A 19,727-nucleotide genomic window follows, 5' to 3' on the forward strand; every position below is an offset into this window, starting at 1 on the left:
TTTATTATTTACTACCAGACAACCTATCGTTCTATATGTGCAATAGACTCGATACAGATGGCATCATTGCGCCAATATTCAATATCACAATCGATGAGTTCATCTTGTTGATTATAGTTCTTCCGTTCCACTAACATAGCCGGAGAGCCCGCCCTGACTCTTAAAGCCTGTGCTATTTCATCCTGCACGGTTGTGGTGACGATACGGTACTGAACTTTATGATATTCAACACCAAAATGGTCGCGATAGATATCGGTCAGTGATTGCGATAAATCAAAATTGAGTAAGTTAGGGAATCGCTCTGGTCGAACGAAGTTTGTTACAAACACAACGGGTCGGTCTTCCAAATAGCGTACTCGGTCAATCCGGTATACATCTGAAAATGGATCCAACTTAAGCAACCTCGTCGCTTGCTTTGTCGCAAGAAGCGCTTCGGCCGAAACCAACTCTGTTTTCGGTAAACGATGTTGCGCTAAAGCCATATTATAAAAATTAAGCGTCTGCGTTGGGTCATAATAAAGGGGCTCTGGTGAGATGAACCAACCGCGTCGGTCTTCTCGATAGATTCGCCCTTCCGCTTCCAGCAGTGAAAGTGCCCCTCTCAGGGTAACTCGCGTTGTATTAAAAGACTCGGCAAGCTTCCGCTCAGAAGGCAATTTCTGGCGTGACGGTAGCAGCCCAGACTCAATTTGCTCAACGATAACGTTTTTAATTTTTATATATTGCACGTTCTACCCTTTGATTAACTCAATTCTAATCTAATGTCGGTGAATTTAATCTGGTATTAACCAGATAGATATTCTTATTAAGAATTTAGAACATATTGATTCCTAGAGCAAAATAAAACAATCGTTTTAGTAAAGAATTAGCCATTTAAATACACCTCATTTTTTCATATACGTTTATTTCATTGAGGTTAATGTTTTATGAATTTCCTTGTTAGCTATTTACGACGCCAAATTTAACTTGATAAAGTAATACTCAATTCTGGTGTAGTCCAATAAGAGAATAATATGAAAAATGAATATCTACTTCTAACCCCGGGGCCTTTATCTACTTCAGCAACCGTTCGTGAAGCCATGCTAAAAGATTGGTGTACTTGGGACGATGACTACAATAAAGGGATTGTAGAGGTGATTCGTCATAAGGTAGTGGCACTCGCCACCAAACATGAGGGATACACCAGTGTGTTAATGCAGGGCAGCGGCACCGCATCGGTAGAAGCGACAATTGGCAGCGCCATCGATACCCAAGGCAAACTGTTGATTGTCGACAATGGAGCATATGGTGCTCGTATCGTGCAAATCGCACAAACTCTCAACATTCCCTGCCACGTAATCTCCCCCGGAGAAACGTCTCAGCCGAGCTTGCAAGAGATGGAAGCAATACTAGAGACGGACGCCGCCATTACCCATGTAGTGGTTGTTCACTGTGAAACCACCACTGGCATGCTCAACCCCATTGCCGATATTGCGAATCTTGCAAAGCGCTTTGATAAACAAGTGATTGTTGACGCAATGTCGAGCTTTGGCGGGATCCCAATGGATATCGCGGAACTCGACATAGATTTTATGATCAGCTCGGCCAATAAATGCATACAAGGGGTTCCGGGGTTTGGTTTTGTTATTGCGAAGAGATCCTGTCTTGAACGGTGCAAAGGCCTTGCTCGTTCACTCACGTTAGACCTCTACGATCAGTGGCAGTGCATGGAGGAGAATAATGGAAAGTGGCGTTTTACCTCCCCCACACACACCGTTCGCGCTTTCTATCAGGCGCTGCTTGAACTAGAAAACGAAGGGGGCATTGACGTACGCTATCAACGTTACCGTACTAATCAGACAACATTGGTAGAGGGCATGCGTTCACTCGGTTTTAAAACCTTACTAGGTGATGAGCTACACTCCCCAATTATCACGTCCTTTTACTCCCCTATCGACCCCAACTACCAATTCCAGCATTTTTACGATCATCTCAAGAGCAAAGGCTTTGTCATCTATCCCGGAAAAGTCTCTAACGCCGACTGCTTTCGAATCGGCAATATAGGCGATGTTCATCCAGCAGATATTGAACGCCTACTTCAAGCAATCCGTTCGGTTATGGTCTGGAATGTCAGTTGATCACATGTATTCGATGTCTATTGACTATTAATAAACTCACTTTAAGGATCCACCATGAATAATCCATCTCCAATTCAGGCCGTTATATTTGATTGGGCAGGCACGATAGTCGACTTCGGTTCATTTGCACCAACCACGGTTTTTGTTGAAGCCTTCAAGCAAGGTTTCGATTTTGAAGTACACCTAAAAGAAGCACGTGAGCCTATGGGATTAGGCAAATGGGATCACATCCGCGCGGTTGGAAAGCTGCCTTCGGTCAATACTCGTTGGAATGAGAAATTTGGCCGTTCGATGACAGATGATGATATCGACATTATCTACGCTGCATTCATGCCGTTGCAAAAAGCCAAAGTAGCGGACCACGCCACCCCGATCCTTAATGCCATTGACGTGGTTGAGGGCTTAAAAGCAGCGGGTATAAAGATAGGTTCGTGTTCAGGTTATCCTAGACAGATTATGGATGTGTTGGTCCCTGCCGCCGCGGATTACGGCTATAAACCCGATTGTGTCGTCGCCACAGACGACCTGCCACATGGTGGTCGGCCGTCACCCTTCATGGCACTGCAAAACGTTATCGAGCTAGGCGCAACGAGCGTGGCGGCGTGCATTAAAGTTGATGACGCTATTCCTGGAATAGAAGAAGGCCATAATGCCGGCATGTGGACGGTGGGCTTACTGCTTTCCGGCAATGAAGCCGGGTTAACCTACGAGGAATATTTGGCGGCTGATGACAATACGTTAGACATCGTTCGTGAAAAAGCACGCGCTCGACTGCAAAAATCATCCCCTCATTACCTTATTGACACTATCTCTGATTTTCCTAAAGTGGTGGAAGCGATCACTATTCGCATACTCGCAGGAGAGCGCCCTTAATCACGTCTATTAAGCCCCCCCATTAACCCTAGGTCAATATATTACCATTCCAAACCACCTGTTCGCAGGTGGTTATGTCAGTTTTATGACCAACTATAAAGCCTAGTTATAGCGATAGCTTAAATAATATTATCGTCAATAAAATATCTTATAGCTGTAGCGAAAGCTTCACATTGTTTGCTTAGTATTTATTCATCAAATTAATAATGTGTACACCAAGTACATGTTCGGATGGTAATGATGTCGTTTATGCAAAGACCAATCGATTCAACAATGGATCAATCCACGCCTAAGGTTATCCTCGTGATTTTGGATGGATTAGCGTTCGATACCAGCCAAAGTTGTATGGGGTATCTTCAAGCTTTGGTTGAGTCAAATAAGGCAACCTTGTATCGCTTGCAGGCAGAGTTGCCTTCTAGCTCCAGACCTTTGTATGAGACGATTTTGACGGGTGCTACCCCCGTTGAAAGTGGTGTGATTAGCAATAACGTTGTTCGTCGTTCCAATCAAGAAAGCGTTTTTGGCCTCGCTCAATCGCAAGGACGGACAACGGCCGCCGCCGCCTATCATTGGATGAGCGAATTGTATAACCATGCACCTTATAACCCTGTACAAGACCGTCATACCCATGACGAAAAGCTACAGATCCAACACGGCTGTTTTTATCATGAAGACCATTATCCAGATAGCCATCTATTTCTTGATGCTGAATCTCTTCGCCGGGTTTATAACCCAGACTTTCTCTTAATCCACTCAATGAATATAGATGATGCTGGACACAAAGCTGGGTTTGACAGTACTCATTACCGAAACACAGCAAGAAAAGCCGACGTCACTCTCTCCAGTCATATCGCCCGCTGGATAAGCGAAGGTTATCAAATCCTTATCACTTCAGACCATGGCATGAATAACGACAAAAGCCATGGCGGCACCCTTAGTTGTGAACGCATGGTTCCTCTTTATGTTATTGGCGAGTCTTTTTCTCACAGTGAAAAATGTGAACCAAAGCAGACTGAAATCTGCGGCACGATATGCCAGTTGCTCGGTATTGAGCATCAGAAAAGCATGACCGCTTCGTTTATTAAATCAGAGGTAAAAGATGACATTGTCCGTTTTTGATTTAGATGAAACCTTGATAGCCGCCGATAGCGCTTCCCTGTTTTGTCAGTATCTTGTTGAACATCAATTAATCGATGCCAATTTTGTAGAAAAAGATGCGGCCTTTATGCGCCTCTACAACTCCGGACAGCTAGATATTAGTGACTATATTGCCTTCTTTGTTGATGCCTTAAGGCAATATTCAGTCGAAGACATTGAGGTGCTTTTGCCTACTTTTTTAACCGAACATATAAACCAAGTCATCTATCCAGAAGCCGTTGAATTGCTAAAGCAGCTAAAGGAACAAGGGCATACAGTAGTGATCGTCTCTGCAACCGCAGAATTCATCGTCTCTGCGATAGCCAAGTTGCTTGGTGTAGACCATGTATTGGCTATTCAGCTTGAGACCGACGTGGATAACAACGGGGACGATTTCTATAACGGAAAGATCAAAGGCACGCCATCCTTTCGCGATGGAAAAATCAGCCGCCTACAAGCGTGGGTGGCCAAACATAATGAAACAATGGATGGGGCGTATTTTTACTCCGATTCCATTAACGATGTTCCCCTGTTGCAGCTTATCGACAATCCGGTCGCCACTAACCCGGACACGCAGTTACAACAGATGGCAAATCAGCAAAACTGGAAAATAGTACGCTGGGAAAAACCGCAGTTACATAACGTAAATCACTCAAATCATACTCATTTTACACAACTGGAGACACACAATGTCTAGACTGATGTTCGCTGGTGCGTTGGCACTATTATCAAGCCAAGCCATGGCAGCATGTCCTAACGTTGCAGGCAAAGATGCAGGCGGTCAATACCCGCACCTATTTGAAAAAGCTGAGTTTGAAGCGCAGTACAATTGCAGCCTTTCTTTTAGAGAAAATCCCGATATCAACGCACTTAATCAACGTATTGCTGGTAACCCGACACTCGCGCCATTAAGTGAACGTTTACCGTCGGAGCCATTGGTTATCGCGCCTTATCTCAGCATCGGCAATTACGGTGGTGTGTTAGATGGTATCTCTAAGGCGACCGAATCTGGCACCTCAGATTTGCTTTCCATTCGCCACGTAAACTTGGTCCGTTTTAATGATGATCTTGAAACGATAGTGCCTAATGTCGCGAAGTCTTGGTTGTGGAATGATGACTTCACTCAATTAACCATCACCCTACGAAAAGGGCATAAATGGTCTGATGGCAAACCATTTACGGCAAACGATATTGCATTTTGGTACAACGATATCCTAATGAACAGTGAGATCATCGAGAAACCAAAAGAGCGTTTTCTTTCTGAAGGCAAAAAGATGAAAGTTGAAGCGCTTAACGATACCACTATCCGCTTCACGACAAACGCACCAAAGCCAGGATTACTAACGAACTTTGCGCTTGATTATGCTCAACCTTTTCAGCCACAGCATCTCCTGAGTAAATTCCATCCAGATTTTAATAAAGACGCCGACAAGCTAGCAAAATCACTTGGGTTCGACAGTGGTTACGACGTCATTAACTTCTATTACGGCCAATCAGATTGGAAAGATATTCCTACACCATTGTTGAAAGATGAAGCCGCATCCAAGCGACTCGCGGCCGCTGGGTACACCGGTATTGCGCCGACACTTGAGTCCCATTTAGTCGTGGAGGACACTCTCGAAGGCCGTCGTCTAGTGGCGAACCCTTACTTCTTCCAAGTTGATACTGCGGGTAATCAGTTGCCGTATATCAATGAGATAAAAGAGGTCTACATTGGTGATGAAAATATACAAACAACCAAGCTAATTGCAGGCGAAGTTGATTATAAATCTCAGTCGGTCAATCTTCCTGCTGCCCCTGTACTGCTTGAGAATCGCGATATGGGTAATTACAACGTCAGTCTGCGCCCAACAATGGGTGAAACGACTTTTGCCTTTAACCTGACCGATAAAGACTTAGAGAAACGAGCCGTTTTCAACGACGTTAAATTCCGTCAAGCGATGTCCGTTGCCATCAACCGTAACTACATCAATGAAATTGCTTACTTCAAACTCGGCAAACCGACGCAATACACGGCATTTGATGCCGATACTGCTAACTTCGTCACTGAAGAACTTAAAACCAAATGGACTGAGTTTGACCAGAAGCAAGCTCAAAAGCTGCTAGACAAAGCCGGCGTTAAAGACAAAGACGGTGACGGATTCCGTGATCTACCGTCCGGCAAGAAATTTGAATTAACCATTCAATACGCGACGCAAGGCGCGGCAACAGAAGTGGTAGAGATCGTCGCCGCTAACTGGGCGGATGTTGGTGTAAAAACCACCATCAAAGAGGTCACATCTGATGAATATCGTAACTCACAAACCGCGAACGACTTATCGGTTTTGGTATGGGTAATGGGACGACCTCTTGCCACTATTGCGAGCAACAACGAGAACTTATTGCCTCCTTACGACAACTTTTTCGGCCTGCGCACGGGCATGCTTTGGTCTCAATATAGAGAGACCAACGGCGCTGAAGGTGTGAAGCCACCGAAAACAGTAGACGAAATGCAGGTCATGGCGGATCGCTTTGTCACTCTGCCTTCTGGCTCTGAAGAGTCAAATAAGCTTGGCAAAAAGATAGCCGAAAAAGTGGTTTCCGACCTATTTATTATCGGCACGGTAAAGGCGGTAGCACCCATCTATCACAATCGAAAACTGGTTAATTTCTCGGTTCCTAAAACCTCTTCATATGATTACTACCGCGTATACCCATATCTACCAACGCAATGGTACTTGGATGAAGCAAGCAATTAAATCACGTCGTTAACAGTAAAACATAACGAGAAAATAAGCGCGTAGACATGGGCAAGGAAGCCCATGTCATTTTTGGTTTGTATTGTATTTAAAGGTGAGCAAAGTGATGAGTTTTCTTTCGCAAACGTGGCTGTTCTGGATACTGCTTGTGATAGGTGGTTTCCTATTTATTCGCGGACGCGGTAGTCAATATTTCAACTATGTATTCAACCGCTATGTCTTGGCTTTGATTACTTTGCTGATAGTAAGCGCAATTGTATTTTCGCTAATGGAAGCCCTGCCTGGTGACTGTGCAGAGAAGTATATTGCCTACAAAAACACTCAGGGTGAAACCATTACACAGGCAGATATCGACGCGGAACGATCGCGGATGGGATTGGACAAACCATTGCCTTTACGCTGGGGTAAATGGGTTACCGATTTAACATTGCGCGGGGACTTGGGTTTTAGCTGTGCTAAACGTCAGTCCGTTAACCTTGCTCTGGGCGACCGATTTTGGATGAGCCTTGGCTTTTGTCTTGCCGCACTTTTCCTCTCTTATTTAGTGGCGGTTCCCTTTGGTATTTTTTCAGCTTTCACCATCAATAAGTCGTGGACAGACAAAAATCCGCAACACCCAGTTCGACAACGAGTCATCAATACACTTGGGCTGTCATTGAAAAAACTGGTCGACTTGCAGCTTCGTATCATCAGCTATCTAGGGTTGGCGCTACCAAATTTTCTTTTAGCACTCACCATTATTCTTATCTATGTCTTCGCTGGTGAGCCGGCTCCAACTGGGCTCTATTCTGATGAATGGCAAGGGGTCGCATGGTTTACCGAAACGGGTTTTTCCTATGGAAAGCTGAGCGATTTCCTAAACCATATATGGTTGCCAATATTCGTTATTGGCTGGTCTGCCACTGCATTACAACTTCAAACCGTACGAGCGCTGGTAGTTGACGAATCAAACAAACTTTATGTCGATGCCGCACGCGCCAGAGGGGTTGATGGTATGGCGTTATGGGCAGGTTATCCGGTACGTCATTCAATCAGTCCCTTATTTAACAGCGTAGGATTTGACTTTCAACGGGTGTTTAATGACCTGCCAATTGTCGCCATTGTGATCGGCCTTACCGATGCTGCCGCTCTGTTAATTGAAGCTCTTTCAATGACCAATGATCAAGAACTCGCCGCCGCAATCCTATTTCTCGTAGCGCTAGTAGTGATCGCGATGAATTTTATTACCGATGTGGTTCTAGCCGCTGTCGACCCTAGGGTTAGACAAAGCGTACTGGGGAAATAACCGATGACTCGTATATTAACAAATCCATTTACAGCAATACTCCGTCGTAAGAAGAAAAAGACGCAAGCCGATGACGCCTATTACACCGCAGGACAAATGGCGTTGATAAAGGCCCGCTTTAAAAGTAAAACCAGTGGCGTTGTGGCAGCTTGGATCTTATTCTCACTCGTGATGCTTGGCTTTTTTGCCCCATTTTTTGCACCCAATGACCCGACGATTCGTGGCGCGAACATAGAGTATCGCCGAGGCGCCCCACAGGTTGTCTATTTCTGGGATGAAAATGGCTTCTCACTCAGGCCGTTTACCTACAGCTACCACAAAGAGAAAGCCACGCTTGATCTTTCTTCTTTGGGTGGTGATTTGGCCGCATTAGACGCACTCACCTCTGGCGACGCCCTTACCTCTTCAAGTCAAAATAAGTTTATTACCAACCCCAATCAGCGGCGTTATCTTCAGTTTTTTTTCAAAGGCTGGGAATATCAACTGATAGATTTCACCCTTCTAGGTCATGAGTTTAACCTTAAATGGGACAGGCACCTTTTCGGTGTGGAGGAAGGACAGGTTCACCTATTGGGGACAGATGAAGATGGAAAAGACGTGCTTAGCCGAACCCTTCACGCTATCTGGGTCACCATCAGTATTGCCATTGTCGCCCTTATCGTGAAACTGTTGGTGTCGCTGCTTGTTGGGGGTGTTAGTGGGTACTTTGGCGGCAAGGTGGATGCGGTGATGATGAGCATCACAGAGGCGGTTCGGGTCATCCCATCTATCCCTATTTACCTCGCCTGCGCCGTTGCCCTCTCCGAGCTAGAACTCGATGCCACTCAGCGTTATTTTGCTATCGCTGTCGTGATAGGCGCATTGGATTTTGCCACCTTAGGACGTCGCCTTAGAACCCATATTTTGACCGAACGCAATCAAGACTATGTGCTCGCCGCACAGCTTTGCGGTTCCAGCACCTGGCGTATTATATGGCGTCATTTGGTGCCAAGTTTTTCTAGCTACATTATCGTCGATACCCTGATCAATTTCCCGTATGTGATTTTGGCAGAAACCAGTTTAAGTTTTCTCGGTTTAGGTCTCACCGAACCCGTGAACAGCTTAGGGGTGTTACTACAGAAAGCGCAAGATCCAGACATACAACAAAACATGATGTGGCAGTTCTATCCTGTGGTGCTCTTTGTTGCATTAATCATGGCCTTTGTATTTGTTGGCGACGCACTTCGAGACTCTGCCGACCCATATTCTGAAAAATAATAGACAGTACAGATAACGGAGAAAATAACATGACTAATTTAATCAGTAGCAAAAAACGCCTACTTGAGATTCGCGACCTGACTGTCGATTTTCGAACCGATGAGGGTTTAGTAAGAGCCGTAGATCGAATCAACCTGAAAGTAGATCAAGGCGAAATAATGGGGCTGGTAGGCGAAAGTGGCTCTGGTAAATCAGTCAGTGCAAAAAGTATTATGCGCCTGATGCCAAGCAACGCCATTATCCAACAGCCAAGCCGTATTCAGCTAAACCATGAAGGCAAAGATACCAATGTATTGGCGCTTCAAGGGCGAGATTTGAGACTGGTGCGAGGCAACGCTGTCTCGATGATTTTCCAAGAACCTATGGCCAGCTTCGCCCCCGCCATTCGTATCAGCGACCAAATAATACAAACTATGCAAATCCATTTAGGCTACGACAAAGCACTCGCACGTAAAAAAGGAATAGAGCTTTTTGAACGCGTCGGCATTACCGACCCCGAGACACGTTTTGACCAATACGTATTTGAACTATCTGGCGGTATGCGTCAGCGCGCCATGATCGCGATGGCACTCTCAACGAAGCCAAAACTGCTCATCGCTGACGAACCCACGACCGCATTGGATGTCACTATTCAGGCACAGGTACTGGACCTGATGCTGGAACTTCGCGAACAATATGGCATGGCGATGTTGTTTATCACCCATGACCTCGGTGTTGTGTCCAAAATTGCCGATAATGTCACCGTGATGCGCAAAGGCGAGGTGGTCGAAGAAGGGGGGGCAGACGATGTTTTATTCTCCCCCAAACATGCCTATACAAAACGACTGCTTGATGCGCTGCCACACCTAAATGACCTGCCTCTGCCTCCAAAAACCAAACCAGATCCTTTGGTCAGCATTAAGGACCTATCCATCTCTTATACGATGTCAGGAAGTACCCGAAAAACCGAGCAGTTTGTTGCGGTCAAAAACATCTATCTCGATCTACCGCAAGGGCAGATAATTGGGTTGGTAGGCGAAAGTGGCTCAGGAAAAACATCCTTGGGCAAGGCGTTACTCGGTGCGTCCCCCATCAGCAGTGGCACGGTAAAATACCACAACACAGAGAAACCAATAGAGTTTGGTTCTACAAAAAAATATAAGCGCAGTCGGTTGGCAAAAGTGGCGCAGATAGTATTTCAGGACCCATACAGTTCTCTTAATCCCAGAATGACGGTACGAGACATCATTGCAGAACCACTCGAAGCCATGAAATTGACACGAAATAGAGAAGAAACGGACCAACGAGTGATAGAGATAGCCAAACTTTGTCATATCGATGTATCTCATCTACGCCGTTTTCCACACGCTTTTTCTGGTGGTCAAAGGCAACGCATCAGTATTGCACGGGCATTGGTATGCAAACCCAAGTTCATCGTTGCAGATGAGTCTGTCGCCGCTTTAGACGTCTCTATCCAAGCTGAAATTCTTAATTTGCTGAAAGAACTGCGAGAACAATTGGGAATTACTATCCTGTTTATTTCACATGATCTAAGTGTTATTGCCAACCTGTGTGACTGGGTTTGCGTAATGAAAAGTGGCGAGTTGGTAGAGCAAGGTACGGTGCGAGAAATATTCCTCGCCCCTCAGCGTGACTACACTCAGAAGCTGATCGCGTCGATACCACTCTTGGAACAGAGAAAAGACAAAAACCAATTGGAAGTGGTTAGATTGGGTAAAACTTCTGAGAAGACACCCTTAATGAGCCAATCCATTGCTATGAAGTGCGCAATCTAAGAGGTTTTGATGGGTTACTCTCTTTCCGAGATCCGGGCGTATAACGCCATCGTAAAATGCGGTAACTTTAGCCGTGCGGCTGAAAAACTTAACGTCAGCCAACCTGCCGTTACCGCCCAAATCCGAAAGCTAGAAAGTCGTTTTGAGTATCCTTTACTCGAACGATTTAGCAAAGGGGTGAGCCCCACAGAGTTGGGTAAGCGGCTTTATCACCTTTCTTGTCAATACGAAGACCTCGACAAGGCAATCGATGTATTAGCCAACCCGAACAAAGACTTCGGAAACGTGACGTTGAAGGTCGCCACAGCTTCTACGCTTGTTTTTATGCCGCTGATAGCGCAATTTCGCCAGCGTTTTCCTGATGTTACATTGAAGCTCATTTCTTCGCCGACCGCAGAGTGTTGTGATCTACTGCTCAAGCGAGAAGTTGACATCGCATTGTGTCCCATGCGTGACGATTTAAAAGGGGTATCCAAACTTCCTTTTCATACCCATTCACTTGTCGCTATTATTCCCCTCACCCATCCTCTTGCTCAGTGTTCAGAAGTCTCATTTGAACAACTCTCACGTGAGTCACTCATCTACTCACGTCCGTATACCTGTACTCAAAGTGTGGTTGACGACTATTTCAATCTCCTCAATTTACAACCCAATACGTCGATAGTGATGGATAATCGTCAGGAAATTTGTGAGGCAGTCGCTTACAACTTAGGGATAGGTTTTGTCTTGGAAAATGATATACACCCTGATCCGCGCTTTTGTATTAGGCCGATTAAAGAAGTAGACAATGTGGTAGAAGAACACGTCTCTTGGTTAAAAAACCGAAGCGTATTGCCCGGTATTAAAGACTTTGTTCAACAGGCATTGGAATTGCGATGTCACTCTGATGGTTCCTTGTCATTTTCACCCTAAAGGCAGTGCGATTACTAAGCGCCAAAGCAACCTTTATCGTTGACTAGGTTTTAAGGAATTCCTCTCTATCAGCTCAACAGGAATCATTAACTTTACGAGAGTATCGTCCTGCTCTTGTATCTGGTTAACGACGATTTTTACCGTTTCTCGGGCAAGGCGCTTATAATCTTGCTTAAATGAAGTGAGTTGGTAACTCATCCAATCGGCCTGTGGGATATTGTCAAAGCCGATGACTTGAAGTTCATTCGGAATCGATAGGTTCAACTCATATCTGGCTAAGTCCATCAATGAGATCGCAATAATATCGGTTGCACAAAATACAGCATCTGGCGCGTCTTGTTGAGTTAACATATGCCTGATTTTATTTTGCGCCAGATTGTAATCATAATTCGCCTCAACATAGACAGGTTCTATATCAAGTAGTTCTCGCGTCGCATCCGCAAAACCAGCTAAACGTTCAGCGTTGGTGGCTGTAGGAATTTCACCCGTTATATAGGCTGGCCTTTTTGCTCCGCGCTCAATAAACTCATTTGCTGCTTTATATCCGGCGGCATAGTTATCACTAATAGCATAACTACACTTCGTTCCTTCTTCCACTCGGGCAAATTGAACAATCGGTATATTGAAGTTCTGACATTCTTCATATATCGCGGTATTAAATTGAGCTGATGCGGCAATAACACCATCTACTTTGTACTGAAAAATATTTGGTATTGTACGGTGTTTCCTATCATCACGTTCCCATGGGATTAGCACGGCAGAATAACCGTTCCTTTGGAGTTCGGCACTGATCAGTTGCAATGTCTCCATATGGATTGGGTAATCTGTGTCTGGAAAAACTAAACCGATTAATTTGGATTCTCTCGTCGTCAAGCTTCGAGCAAAGGCGTTGGGGCGGTAATTCAACGATTTGGCTGCATCCAATACTTTTATCCGTGTTTTTTCAGACGTTGAACTGCCATCAATGAATACGCGAGACACGGTAGACTGAGAAACCCCTGCCAACTTTGCCACATCTTTGGACGTCACACTTATGTTCTTATCTGCCATTTAACAATTACCATCATAATTCCAGTACATGCTGATTGTAACAGAATTATCTACTACGTAGTCATTCGATTCGATTCTAAGTATCTTATATTTTTCACTGAGTTAGAGTTTCAATAGGTTATCTTTTGAAGTCAATTCACAGCACTGTAACTCATTAAAATTAAAAACGCCCTCAGCTATAAGGGCGTTTTTATACGTTATCAGAGCAAAATAGCTTAGATTTAAAGTTCGGGATTCATAATTTGTTGCGTACGCTCAAATACATCCACACCCTGTTGTTTTAGCCAATATGGTATATCGATTAATACCCAGTTTTCAGATAGTTTATCGTCTTTACGGTAATATACATCAACGACTTGCATGTCTGCACGGATCTCACCGCCAGGTAGACCAAGAAAACCGCCAACTGGAGTATTAGACAAATTAGGCCAGCCAAAGAAACAGGCGAAATTACCTTCAGCGAAACGACATACATGACCATTAAACTTCTTATCAGTCAGATTATTCCGAAATGGGAGTTGATGTTGTTGCTGGTAACGGGGAATAGTATAAGACGCGCCGATGCCACAAGGGCCATACCAGATCATATCTTTAGACCAGCTTTTCTCCAGTACTTCAGGAGGGCAACCCATTGCACCGCTATCATTTAAAGAACTGAGGTCGTCGACCATTTTATTGACTAGCGCTAAAGTTGTTACACCCTCTTCTTCAGCAGCATCATCAAACAATAATCCGTTATGGTCTCGAGGCCCAGGGTAAACAAAATGACGGCCAGTGGACGGAGGAAGTGGATAACAGCCAGCTTGATCCATCACACCAAGAAGGTCCATAAACATGCCTGTTTTCGTGATTTTACCATTCTCTACACAAGTAAATTCAGCGTAACGGATGTTCATCATTTTACCTGTTGGTCGAATTCCAAGCCATTCAGCATCGAAAAGCCCCATGAAATGACCCATGCTCATCACCCATTGCTCACCACTAATTTCATTGGTGCCACCAATGAAAATATCTTGTCGCCTTTGCATGCGATTCATCGATTTTAAGAATGGCCCCCAAAAAGTATCCGCGACTGCATCGGCTCCTTTTTGCTCGCGGAATGGATATACACCACGCCATAAGTAGTCGTCACTAACGTAGTTTTTTAGCACTGATGCAATAGACTCTGACGTGGCATTTTCTATCGCATCAAAATAGTTGCGGACGATGCGCTTGGTTTCTTGATATTTACTCATTGGGCAATCCTGTTATTGTCATTCTTTATATCGTTTACTGAGCGAACTCTTCTTCGCTCAGTAAACGAATAGCATTAAATAGGTTTAGTGATTAGTCGCTGGCTGGTTTAAATCTTTCTTTTTATAAAAGATGCCGCCTTTCAGTGTTTCTGGAAGTGAGAACCAAACTAATCCAGCAATAACCCATACGATTGGTGATCCCCACATAGCCGTCGTTAAATCGGTGCGATCTTTGATGAATACCAATACCATTGGCGCCCACATTCCGATAATACGACCACCATGGAATAGTGCTGCACCGAAACTTCGAAGATGAGCAGGGAATAATTCAGAGAAGTACCCGCCCCATACCGCACTTGAAGAAAGACCAAAGTTATAGATAAGACCCAGCAGTGCGAGAAGGTTCACGCTACCAACGAATACGTCACTCGGTGCAACGAAGAAGATTGCCGCCATGGCACCCGCTATAACAAAACCAAAAGCATTAACCTTTCGGCCATATTTGTCGGCAATAACACCCCAAACCCAAGCTCCGAACAGACTACCAAATGCAGATATAGAGAATATAATACCTATCGTTGCGCCATCAAACATGCGCACTTCTTTTAGGTAAGTCGTCACGAAACCACCGAAGAACTGATAGCCATAAAAGTTAAGGCCAGCAAGTAATAAACAAGATAAGGTTATCTTACGATGGGTGCTGTTAAACATCTCAGCCCAAGAACCTTTCTTCGCGGGTGCGTCTTCAGTGCCTTGTTGGTCTTCTTCACCATAGGCTATGACCTTCTTGTCTGATGGAAGTACAAATACCATCACCCCCACAGCCACAAGCGGCGGTATACCACCAATCCACATAATGCTTTCCCATGGCGCATCAATACTGGTAATAAATGCTGCATACGCACCCATTACCATCAATGCCAACGAAAACATACTTGATGCAAAAGCAGTCAGTTTTCCACGAACACTTGGCTCAAACAAGCCAATCATTGTCGATACCGCTACCGTGAAGTAACCCCCAAGTGAAATACCGATGATGAAACGCATTAACGCCCAAGTAGTGTAGTCAGTGAACATCATATTAATAATGGTTGCACCACCGTTTAGCGCTGTGATTGCGATAAGAGTGGGTTTTTTACCAATATTTGATGCTACCCAAGCACAGCTGAATGCACCAATTAGTGCGCCGACCGATTGCCACGTATAGAATTGCGCGGTATCAGCTAAAGTAATGCCATCATACGCTTCTACAATATAGGGCCGTACATAATCTACAATAACAAAATTGTAGCAGTAGAAAAAATAACCAACTAAAATAGCTAAGTAAGCGAGTATTCTTTGTAGCAATGGCACTTCGTTCATGTGTATTTTGGCGGTCATGAGCGACTTATCCTCTGTCTGAAGTTTAATAAATGTGTATCTCTTGAGTTCGATGAGCTGTCACCTCTCATCCAGTGGGTGAATATTACACACTTCTTGATGTCATAAACCGTGACATGTATCGACTTTAAAATGACTACGCACCCAAACTATTGATTTATGTGACCATGATCTACCTTTTTTAACAATCTCTTTAATTACCATCAAAATCGCAGAGTTTTATATGAAAAACGCTAGATGATGACTGGTAATTCATCGTAATTTCTATAATGATAGGAATAACAAGGAACATGATACTTAATATATTCGTAATGGTGATAGGTTAAATACAAAAATGGTTACGTACTCAAGCTTTGCGATTATGGCTCTTTATGCCATTTCAACACTAATGATCAGTTACTTAGTTAACCGACGTAGTGCAACCAAAGGCGATTTTTCCACAGGGAATCGTCAGTTTGGATGGTTTACAGCTGGCGTGTCCATATTGGCGACCTATATCAGTACGATGACTTTTCTTGGCCAACCAGGTTGGGTTTATACTAGCGGCATGCAAGCGTTCGCTATACATTTGAATTATCCCATCGTTATCTTTTTTGCCGTTGTGTTTTTTATTCCAGTTTTCTATAAATTGGGACTAACCTCGATCTACGAATACCTAGAGCATAGGTTCGGTATCATTGCGCGAACGATAAATTCACTTGTGTTTATCTTGGTGCAATGTATTTCTGCTGGTGTCATCTTATATGCTGTTTCATTAATTCTGGTTCAAATCCTCCCCATATCCGTACAAGAAGCCATCATCTATATCACGCTGTTTACTGCCGTTTATACGTATTCTGGCGGGATTTCTACTGTTATTTGGACCGACATGCTGCAATCTGCGGTCCTTTTAATTGGCTGCATATCCATTTTTGTTATTCTTCTGCTCAACTTACAAGACGGAACGACGGTACAACAAGTTTCCGCTATCACTGAGAAAGCCAATATTATTAACTTAGACTTTGATCTAGGTGTTGATACCAGCCTCTGGTCGGGTGTCGTTGCGGTCGCTTTTTTACACCTTAGTGTCTACGGCACCAACCAACTGATTATTCAAAGAACATTGGCAACCAAAGACGTAAAAAATGCACAGAAATCCATGCTTCTTTGTGGCTATGGCGCGTTTTTCATCTACCTATTTTTTAGCATAATCGGTGTGCTTCTATATCTTTACTATCAAGGAAAACCATTTGAGAACAGCAACAATATCATTTTGGATTTCGTGTTTAATCATACCAACCCAATTGTTATTGGATTAATCATGTCAGCGCTTGCCGCCGCCGCCATGTCGACGCTCGATTCAACCTATAATTCCATCGCGACTGTCGCAACCTTCGACATATATAAGCGTTTTGTACGAAAGAATGCGCACGTTGATCATTATGAAAAAACAGCAAGAATACTAGGCCTCGTCACTGCCGCCGTCGTCGTTATTCCTGCTCTCTTCGCTATATCGAATGAATCGGTACTCAAAACGATAGCTAGCCTTACTTCTGTGTTTGTTGGCATTCGTTTGGGATCATTTGTGTTGGGACTTGGTTTTGCTAAAGCAAACGAAAAAGGCGTTATCGTCGGTAGCGTTCTCAGTATTATTGCCATTGCGATTTGCCGAACAGGCGACATATCGTGGCCTTGGTATGCTCCAATTGGAACCGCAATCTTTCTGATTTCTGGGTTACTCACCAGTCGCTACTGGGGAACCAATACTCCAGAGCAAATGGCGTTTATTGAAACACAAAAAAGCCTATACCAGAAGCCAACGAAGAGTCAGTTTATGCTGCTAATCTTCGCGGCTATCACTATCAGTACTTGCTTTTACATCCCTGATTGGCTGTTAGCCGCGTTATCTTAAATAAGTGATTCTATGTTATCTATCTTCGACATCTATAAAATTGGCGTTGGCCCTTCTAGCTCTCATACTAATGGTCCAATGATCGCGGGCTATTCGTTTGGTTGTAAAATGAAGCCAAAACTCAACCGTATCCATCGAATTCAAGTAGACCTATACGGCTCACTATCATTGACAGGGAAAGGACACCATACCGACAGAGCCGTAATCCTTGGCCTTATGGGCAATAAACCAGATAGTATTGATATTGCAACGGCAAACGCGTTACTCAAGCAACACACACAGTCTAAAACGCTCTGTCTTTCGGGTACTCATCTTATATTATTTGATGTGGACACTGATATTGTCTTTCGTAGTGATAACCTCCCGCTACATGAAAATGCGTTAGCTATATCGGCCTTTGACACAAACGGAAAGCAGATAGACAACGAAGTATATTATTCGATTGGCGGCGGGTTTATTGCGACAGAAGATGAGCTTAATAATGACTCCTTGAGCCAAGGTAATTCCGTTGAGTTCCCTTTTCAATCAGCCGAACAGCTTCTTAAAAAAGCGGACGACGCAGGCTTGTGTTTAGGCGGTTTGGTTATGCGCAATGAACGCACCTTTCGTACCGAGAATGAAATCGATCAACTTACAGACAACATTTGGCGAGTGATGCTTCAGTGCGTAACAAAAGGACTCAATACCGAAGGCATTTTAGACGGCGGATTAAACGTTACACGCAGAGCACCTGCGCTGCTAAAAACATTGGAGTCCAATCATGCACTGACTAGTGACCCAATGGAAATGCTCGATTGGATAAACGTTTATGCTTTTGCCGCTAGCGAAGAGAATGCATCGGGTGGTCAGGTGGTAACCTCGCCAACCAATGGTGCTTCTGGTGTTATTCCATCGGTACTAATGTATTACGACCGATTTATTAACCCATTAAATACAAAACAGCTGCGAGACTTTTTTGCCGTGTCTGGTGCGATAGGCATACTCTATAAAATGAATGCATCAATATCAGGCGCAGAGGTAGGATGCCAAGGAGAGATCGGCGTTTCATCATCGATGGCCGCTGCAGGTTTAACCGCTTTGCGTGGCGGGAGCAATGAACAAATCTGTATCGCAGCAGAGATTGCCATGGAACACTCACTTGGTATGACATGTGACCCGATCGGTGGATTGGTTCAGGTGCCCTGTATTGAACGCAACGCTATGGGAGCGATAAAGGCAATCAACGCCTCAAGAATGGCACTCAAACGAACAAGTAAATGCTTAATATCATTAGATAAAGTGATTGATACCATGTATCGAACGGGCAAGGACATGAACAAGAAATATCGCGAGACGTCCCTCGGTGGATTGGCTGTCATTCATTTTGGCCCACCCTGTGAATAAGTAATACCATGTTTATTTTATGCGTATAACCAATATCTACTGTCGCGTTAAGCACCCGTTCTTTTTCTCTTTCCTGCTCAAAATGGGGCCGTCCTATTACGGATAGAAAGAGGAATCAAGTAATAGACACGGTTGTAATTACACCATTAATTCCAACCGATTACCTTCTGGATCCAATACGACGCTTACGTAGTAGCCGTTGGCCGTTCTGCAGGGGTCATCTAATAACTCATATCCGTCTGACACCAGTTTCTCTGTTAGGTCGTCGACCTGTTTTTCGGAGCCTAATGAAAAAGCCAAATGGGCCAACCCGATAAACTGCGTATACACATCTGATATTGGAAGTTCTACCGAGTCCATTGCCATTAGTTCAATGCGGATACCATCTGGAAGCGTCAGAAAATAAGAGGCAAACCCAACATTGTTGTCCTCGTATTTCTCATCGCACTTGGTGTCAAAAAAGTACTCATAAAAATACCGCATTTTTTCCAAATCAAGGCACCAAATGGCTACGTGATCAATCTTCATTTTCATTATCCTTCTCATCTTCCCATTGAAAAAGCGTCAACAGCGACGACATATATAAATGGGCTTCAAGTTCGATCCTATTTTTTACCCTGCTTTGTAAAGTGTTATGCTTATTTTCAGGCTGCGCATAATCAGAGGGCTTGGTATGATTTATTTTTACTACGTT

At 44.2% G+C, this 19,727-nt stretch carries 16 protein-coding genes; 11 read left to right on the forward strand and 5 right to left on the reverse strand.

Going from position 1 to position 19,727, the window contains the following annotated elements:
- Positions 1-23 precede the first annotated feature (23 nt).
- Complete coding sequence (gene phnR / locus L3V77_RS10085; protein ID WP_275134030.1) at positions 24-728, reverse strand: phosphonate utilization transcriptional regulator PhnR; 705 nt, start codon at positions 726-728, stop codon at positions 24-26.
- A 285-nt stretch (positions 729-1,013) separates the two neighbouring features.
- On the opposite strand from phnR, the gene phnW reads away from it, so the two are divergent.
- The 9 genes from phnW to L3V77_RS10130 all read left to right on the forward strand — a co-directional run bounded on the left by phnW (position 1,014) and on the right by L3V77_RS10130 (position 12,094).
- The gene (gene phnW, locus L3V77_RS10090) at positions 1,014-2,117 is read left to right on the forward strand and encodes a 2-aminoethylphosphonate--pyruvate transaminase (protein WP_275134031.1); all 1,104 of its coding nucleotides are present in this window, start codon (positions 1,014-1,016) and stop codon (positions 2,115-2,117) included.
- A 54-nt stretch (positions 2,118-2,171) separates the two neighbouring features.
- Positions 2,172-2,990 carry a phosphonoacetaldehyde hydrolase gene (phnX, locus tag L3V77_RS10095; RefSeq protein WP_275134032.1) on the forward strand — a complete coding sequence of 273 codons (819 nt, stop codon included), beginning with the start codon at positions 2,172-2,174 and terminating at the stop codon, positions 2,988-2,990.
- Between the two features lie 249 nt (positions 2,991-3,239).
- Positions 3,240-4,109, forward strand: a complete 870-nt coding sequence (locus L3V77_RS10100; protein ID WP_275134033.1) for an alkaline phosphatase family protein — start codon at positions 3,240-3,242, stop codon at positions 4,107-4,109.
- On the forward strand, positions 4,090-4,824 hold the full coding sequence (locus L3V77_RS10105) for an HAD family hydrolase (protein WP_275134034.1): 735 nt from the start codon (positions 4,090-4,092) through the stop codon (positions 4,822-4,824). The genes L3V77_RS10100 and L3V77_RS10105 overlap by 20 nt, the downstream gene beginning before the upstream one ends.
- Positions 4,817-6,865 (forward strand): ABC transporter substrate-binding protein, encoded by a 2,049-nt coding sequence (locus L3V77_RS10110; RefSeq protein WP_275134035.1) that lies wholly within the window; start codon positions 4,817-4,819, stop codon positions 6,863-6,865. Before L3V77_RS10105 ends, L3V77_RS10110 begins: the two co-directional genes overlap by 8 nt.
- A gap of 106 nt (positions 6,866-6,971) precedes the next feature.
- The gene (locus L3V77_RS10115) at positions 6,972-8,150 is read left to right on the forward strand and encodes an ABC transporter permease (protein WP_275136745.1); all 1,179 of its coding nucleotides are present in this window, start codon (positions 6,972-6,974) and stop codon (positions 8,148-8,150) included.
- Positions 8,151-8,153: 3 nt separating this feature from the next.
- Positions 8,154-9,407, forward strand: coding sequence for an ABC transporter permease (locus tag L3V77_RS10120; RefSeq protein WP_275134036.1), 1,254 nt, complete (start codon positions 8,154-8,156; stop codon positions 9,405-9,407).
- A gap of 29 nt (positions 9,408-9,436) precedes the next feature.
- On the forward strand, positions 9,437-11,182 hold the full coding sequence (locus tag L3V77_RS10125; RefSeq protein WP_275134037.1) for an ABC transporter ATP-binding protein: 1,746 nt from the start codon (positions 9,437-9,439) through the stop codon (positions 11,180-11,182).
- 9 nt (positions 11,183-11,191) lie between these two features.
- The gene (locus tag L3V77_RS10130) at positions 11,192-12,094 is read left to right on the forward strand and encodes a LysR family transcriptional regulator (RefSeq protein WP_275134038.1); all 903 of its coding nucleotides are present in this window, start codon (positions 11,192-11,194) and stop codon (positions 12,092-12,094) included.
- 33 nt (positions 12,095-12,127) lie between these two features.
- Here the strand turns inward: L3V77_RS10130 and L3V77_RS10135 are convergent, their stop codons facing one another.
- From L3V77_RS10135 to L3V77_RS10145, 3 genes are all read right to left on the reverse strand, one after another.
- On the reverse strand, positions 12,128-13,144 hold the full coding sequence (locus tag L3V77_RS10135) for a LacI family DNA-binding transcriptional regulator (RefSeq protein WP_275134039.1): 1,017 nt from the start codon (positions 13,142-13,144) through the stop codon (positions 12,128-12,130).
- A 221-nt stretch (positions 13,145-13,365) separates the two neighbouring features.
- The gene (locus L3V77_RS10140; protein WP_275134040.1) at positions 13,366-14,379 is read right to left on the reverse strand and encodes a nuclear transport factor 2 family protein; all 1,014 of its coding nucleotides are present in this window, start codon (positions 14,377-14,379) and stop codon (positions 13,366-13,368) included.
- A gap of 84 nt (positions 14,380-14,463) precedes the next feature.
- A complete protein-coding gene (locus L3V77_RS10145; protein ID WP_275134041.1) occupies positions 14,464-15,759 on the reverse strand; it encodes an MFS transporter in 1,296 nt (431 codons plus the stop codon).
- A gap of 334 nt (positions 15,760-16,093) precedes the next feature.
- Here L3V77_RS10145 and L3V77_RS10150 point away from each other — a divergent pair, with 334 nt between their 5' ends.
- A complete protein-coding gene (locus tag L3V77_RS10150) occupies positions 16,094-17,650 on the forward strand; it encodes a sodium/solute symporter (RefSeq protein ID WP_275134042.1) in 1,557 nt (518 codons plus the stop codon).
- 12 nt (positions 17,651-17,662) lie between these two features.
- On the forward strand, positions 17,663-19,033 hold the full coding sequence (locus tag L3V77_RS10155; RefSeq protein WP_275134043.1) for an L-serine ammonia-lyase: 1,371 nt from the start codon (positions 17,663-17,665) through the stop codon (positions 19,031-19,033).
- 138 nt (positions 19,034-19,171) lie between these two features.
- Here the strand turns inward: L3V77_RS10155 and L3V77_RS10160 are convergent, their stop codons facing one another.
- Complete coding sequence (locus tag L3V77_RS10160) at positions 19,172-19,561, reverse strand: VOC family protein (protein WP_275134044.1); 390 nt, start codon at positions 19,559-19,561, stop codon at positions 19,172-19,174.
- Positions 19,562-19,727 lie beyond the last annotated feature (166 nt).

The organism is Vibrio sp. DW001, assembly GCF_029016285.1.
GTDB lineage: Bacteria > Pseudomonadota > Gammaproteobacteria > Enterobacterales > Vibrionaceae > Vibrio.

Excerpts from the sequence above, each read along its gene's own strand:
- L3V77_RS10160 (WP_275134044.1), bottom strand. The coding sequence starts at position 19,561 with ATGAAGATTGATCACGTAGCCATTTGGTGCCTTGATTTGGAAAAAATG.
- L3V77_RS10115 (WP_275136745.1), top strand. The coding sequence starts at position 6,972 with ATGAGTTTTCTTTCGCAAACGTGGCTGTTCTGGATACTGCTTGTGATA.
- L3V77_RS10130 (WP_275134038.1), top strand. The coding sequence starts at position 11,192 with ATGGGTTACTCTCTTTCCGAGATCCGGGCGTATAACGCCATCGTAAAA.
- phnX (WP_275134032.1), top strand. The coding sequence starts at position 2,172 with ATGAATAATCCATCTCCAATTCAGGCCGTTATATTTGATTGGGCAGGC.
- L3V77_RS10120 (WP_275134036.1), top strand. The coding sequence starts at position 8,154 with ATGACTCGTATATTAACAAATCCATTTACAGCAATACTCCGTCGTAAG.
- L3V77_RS10110 (WP_275134035.1), top strand. The coding sequence starts at position 4,817 with ATGTCTAGACTGATGTTCGCTGGTGCGTTGGCACTATTATCAAGCCAA.
- L3V77_RS10140 (WP_275134040.1), bottom strand. The coding sequence starts at position 14,379 with ATGAGTAAATATCAAGAAACCAAGCGCATCGTCCGCAACTATTTTGAT.
- L3V77_RS10135 (WP_275134039.1), bottom strand. The coding sequence starts at position 13,144 with ATGGCAGATAAGAACATAAGTGTGACGTCCAAAGATGTGGCAAAGTTG.
- L3V77_RS10100 (WP_275134033.1), top strand. The coding sequence starts at position 3,240 with ATGCAAAGACCAATCGATTCAACAATGGATCAATCCACGCCTAAGGTT.
- L3V77_RS10105 (WP_275134034.1), top strand. The coding sequence starts at position 4,090 with ATGACATTGTCCGTTTTTGATTTAGATGAAACCTTGATAGCCGCCGAT.
- L3V77_RS10150 (WP_275134042.1), top strand. The coding sequence starts at position 16,094 with ATGGTTACGTACTCAAGCTTTGCGATTATGGCTCTTTATGCCATTTCA.
- L3V77_RS10125 (WP_275134037.1), top strand. The coding sequence starts at position 9,437 with ATGACTAATTTAATCAGTAGCAAAAAACGCCTACTTGAGATTCGCGAC.
- phnW (WP_275134031.1), top strand. The coding sequence starts at position 1,014 with ATGAAAAATGAATATCTACTTCTAACCCCGGGGCCTTTATCTACTTCA.
- L3V77_RS10155 (WP_275134043.1), top strand. The coding sequence starts at position 17,663 with ATGTTATCTATCTTCGACATCTATAAAATTGGCGTTGGCCCTTCTAGC.
- L3V77_RS10145 (WP_275134041.1), bottom strand. The coding sequence starts at position 15,759 with ATGACCGCCAAAATACACATGAACGAAGTGCCATTGCTACAAAGAATA.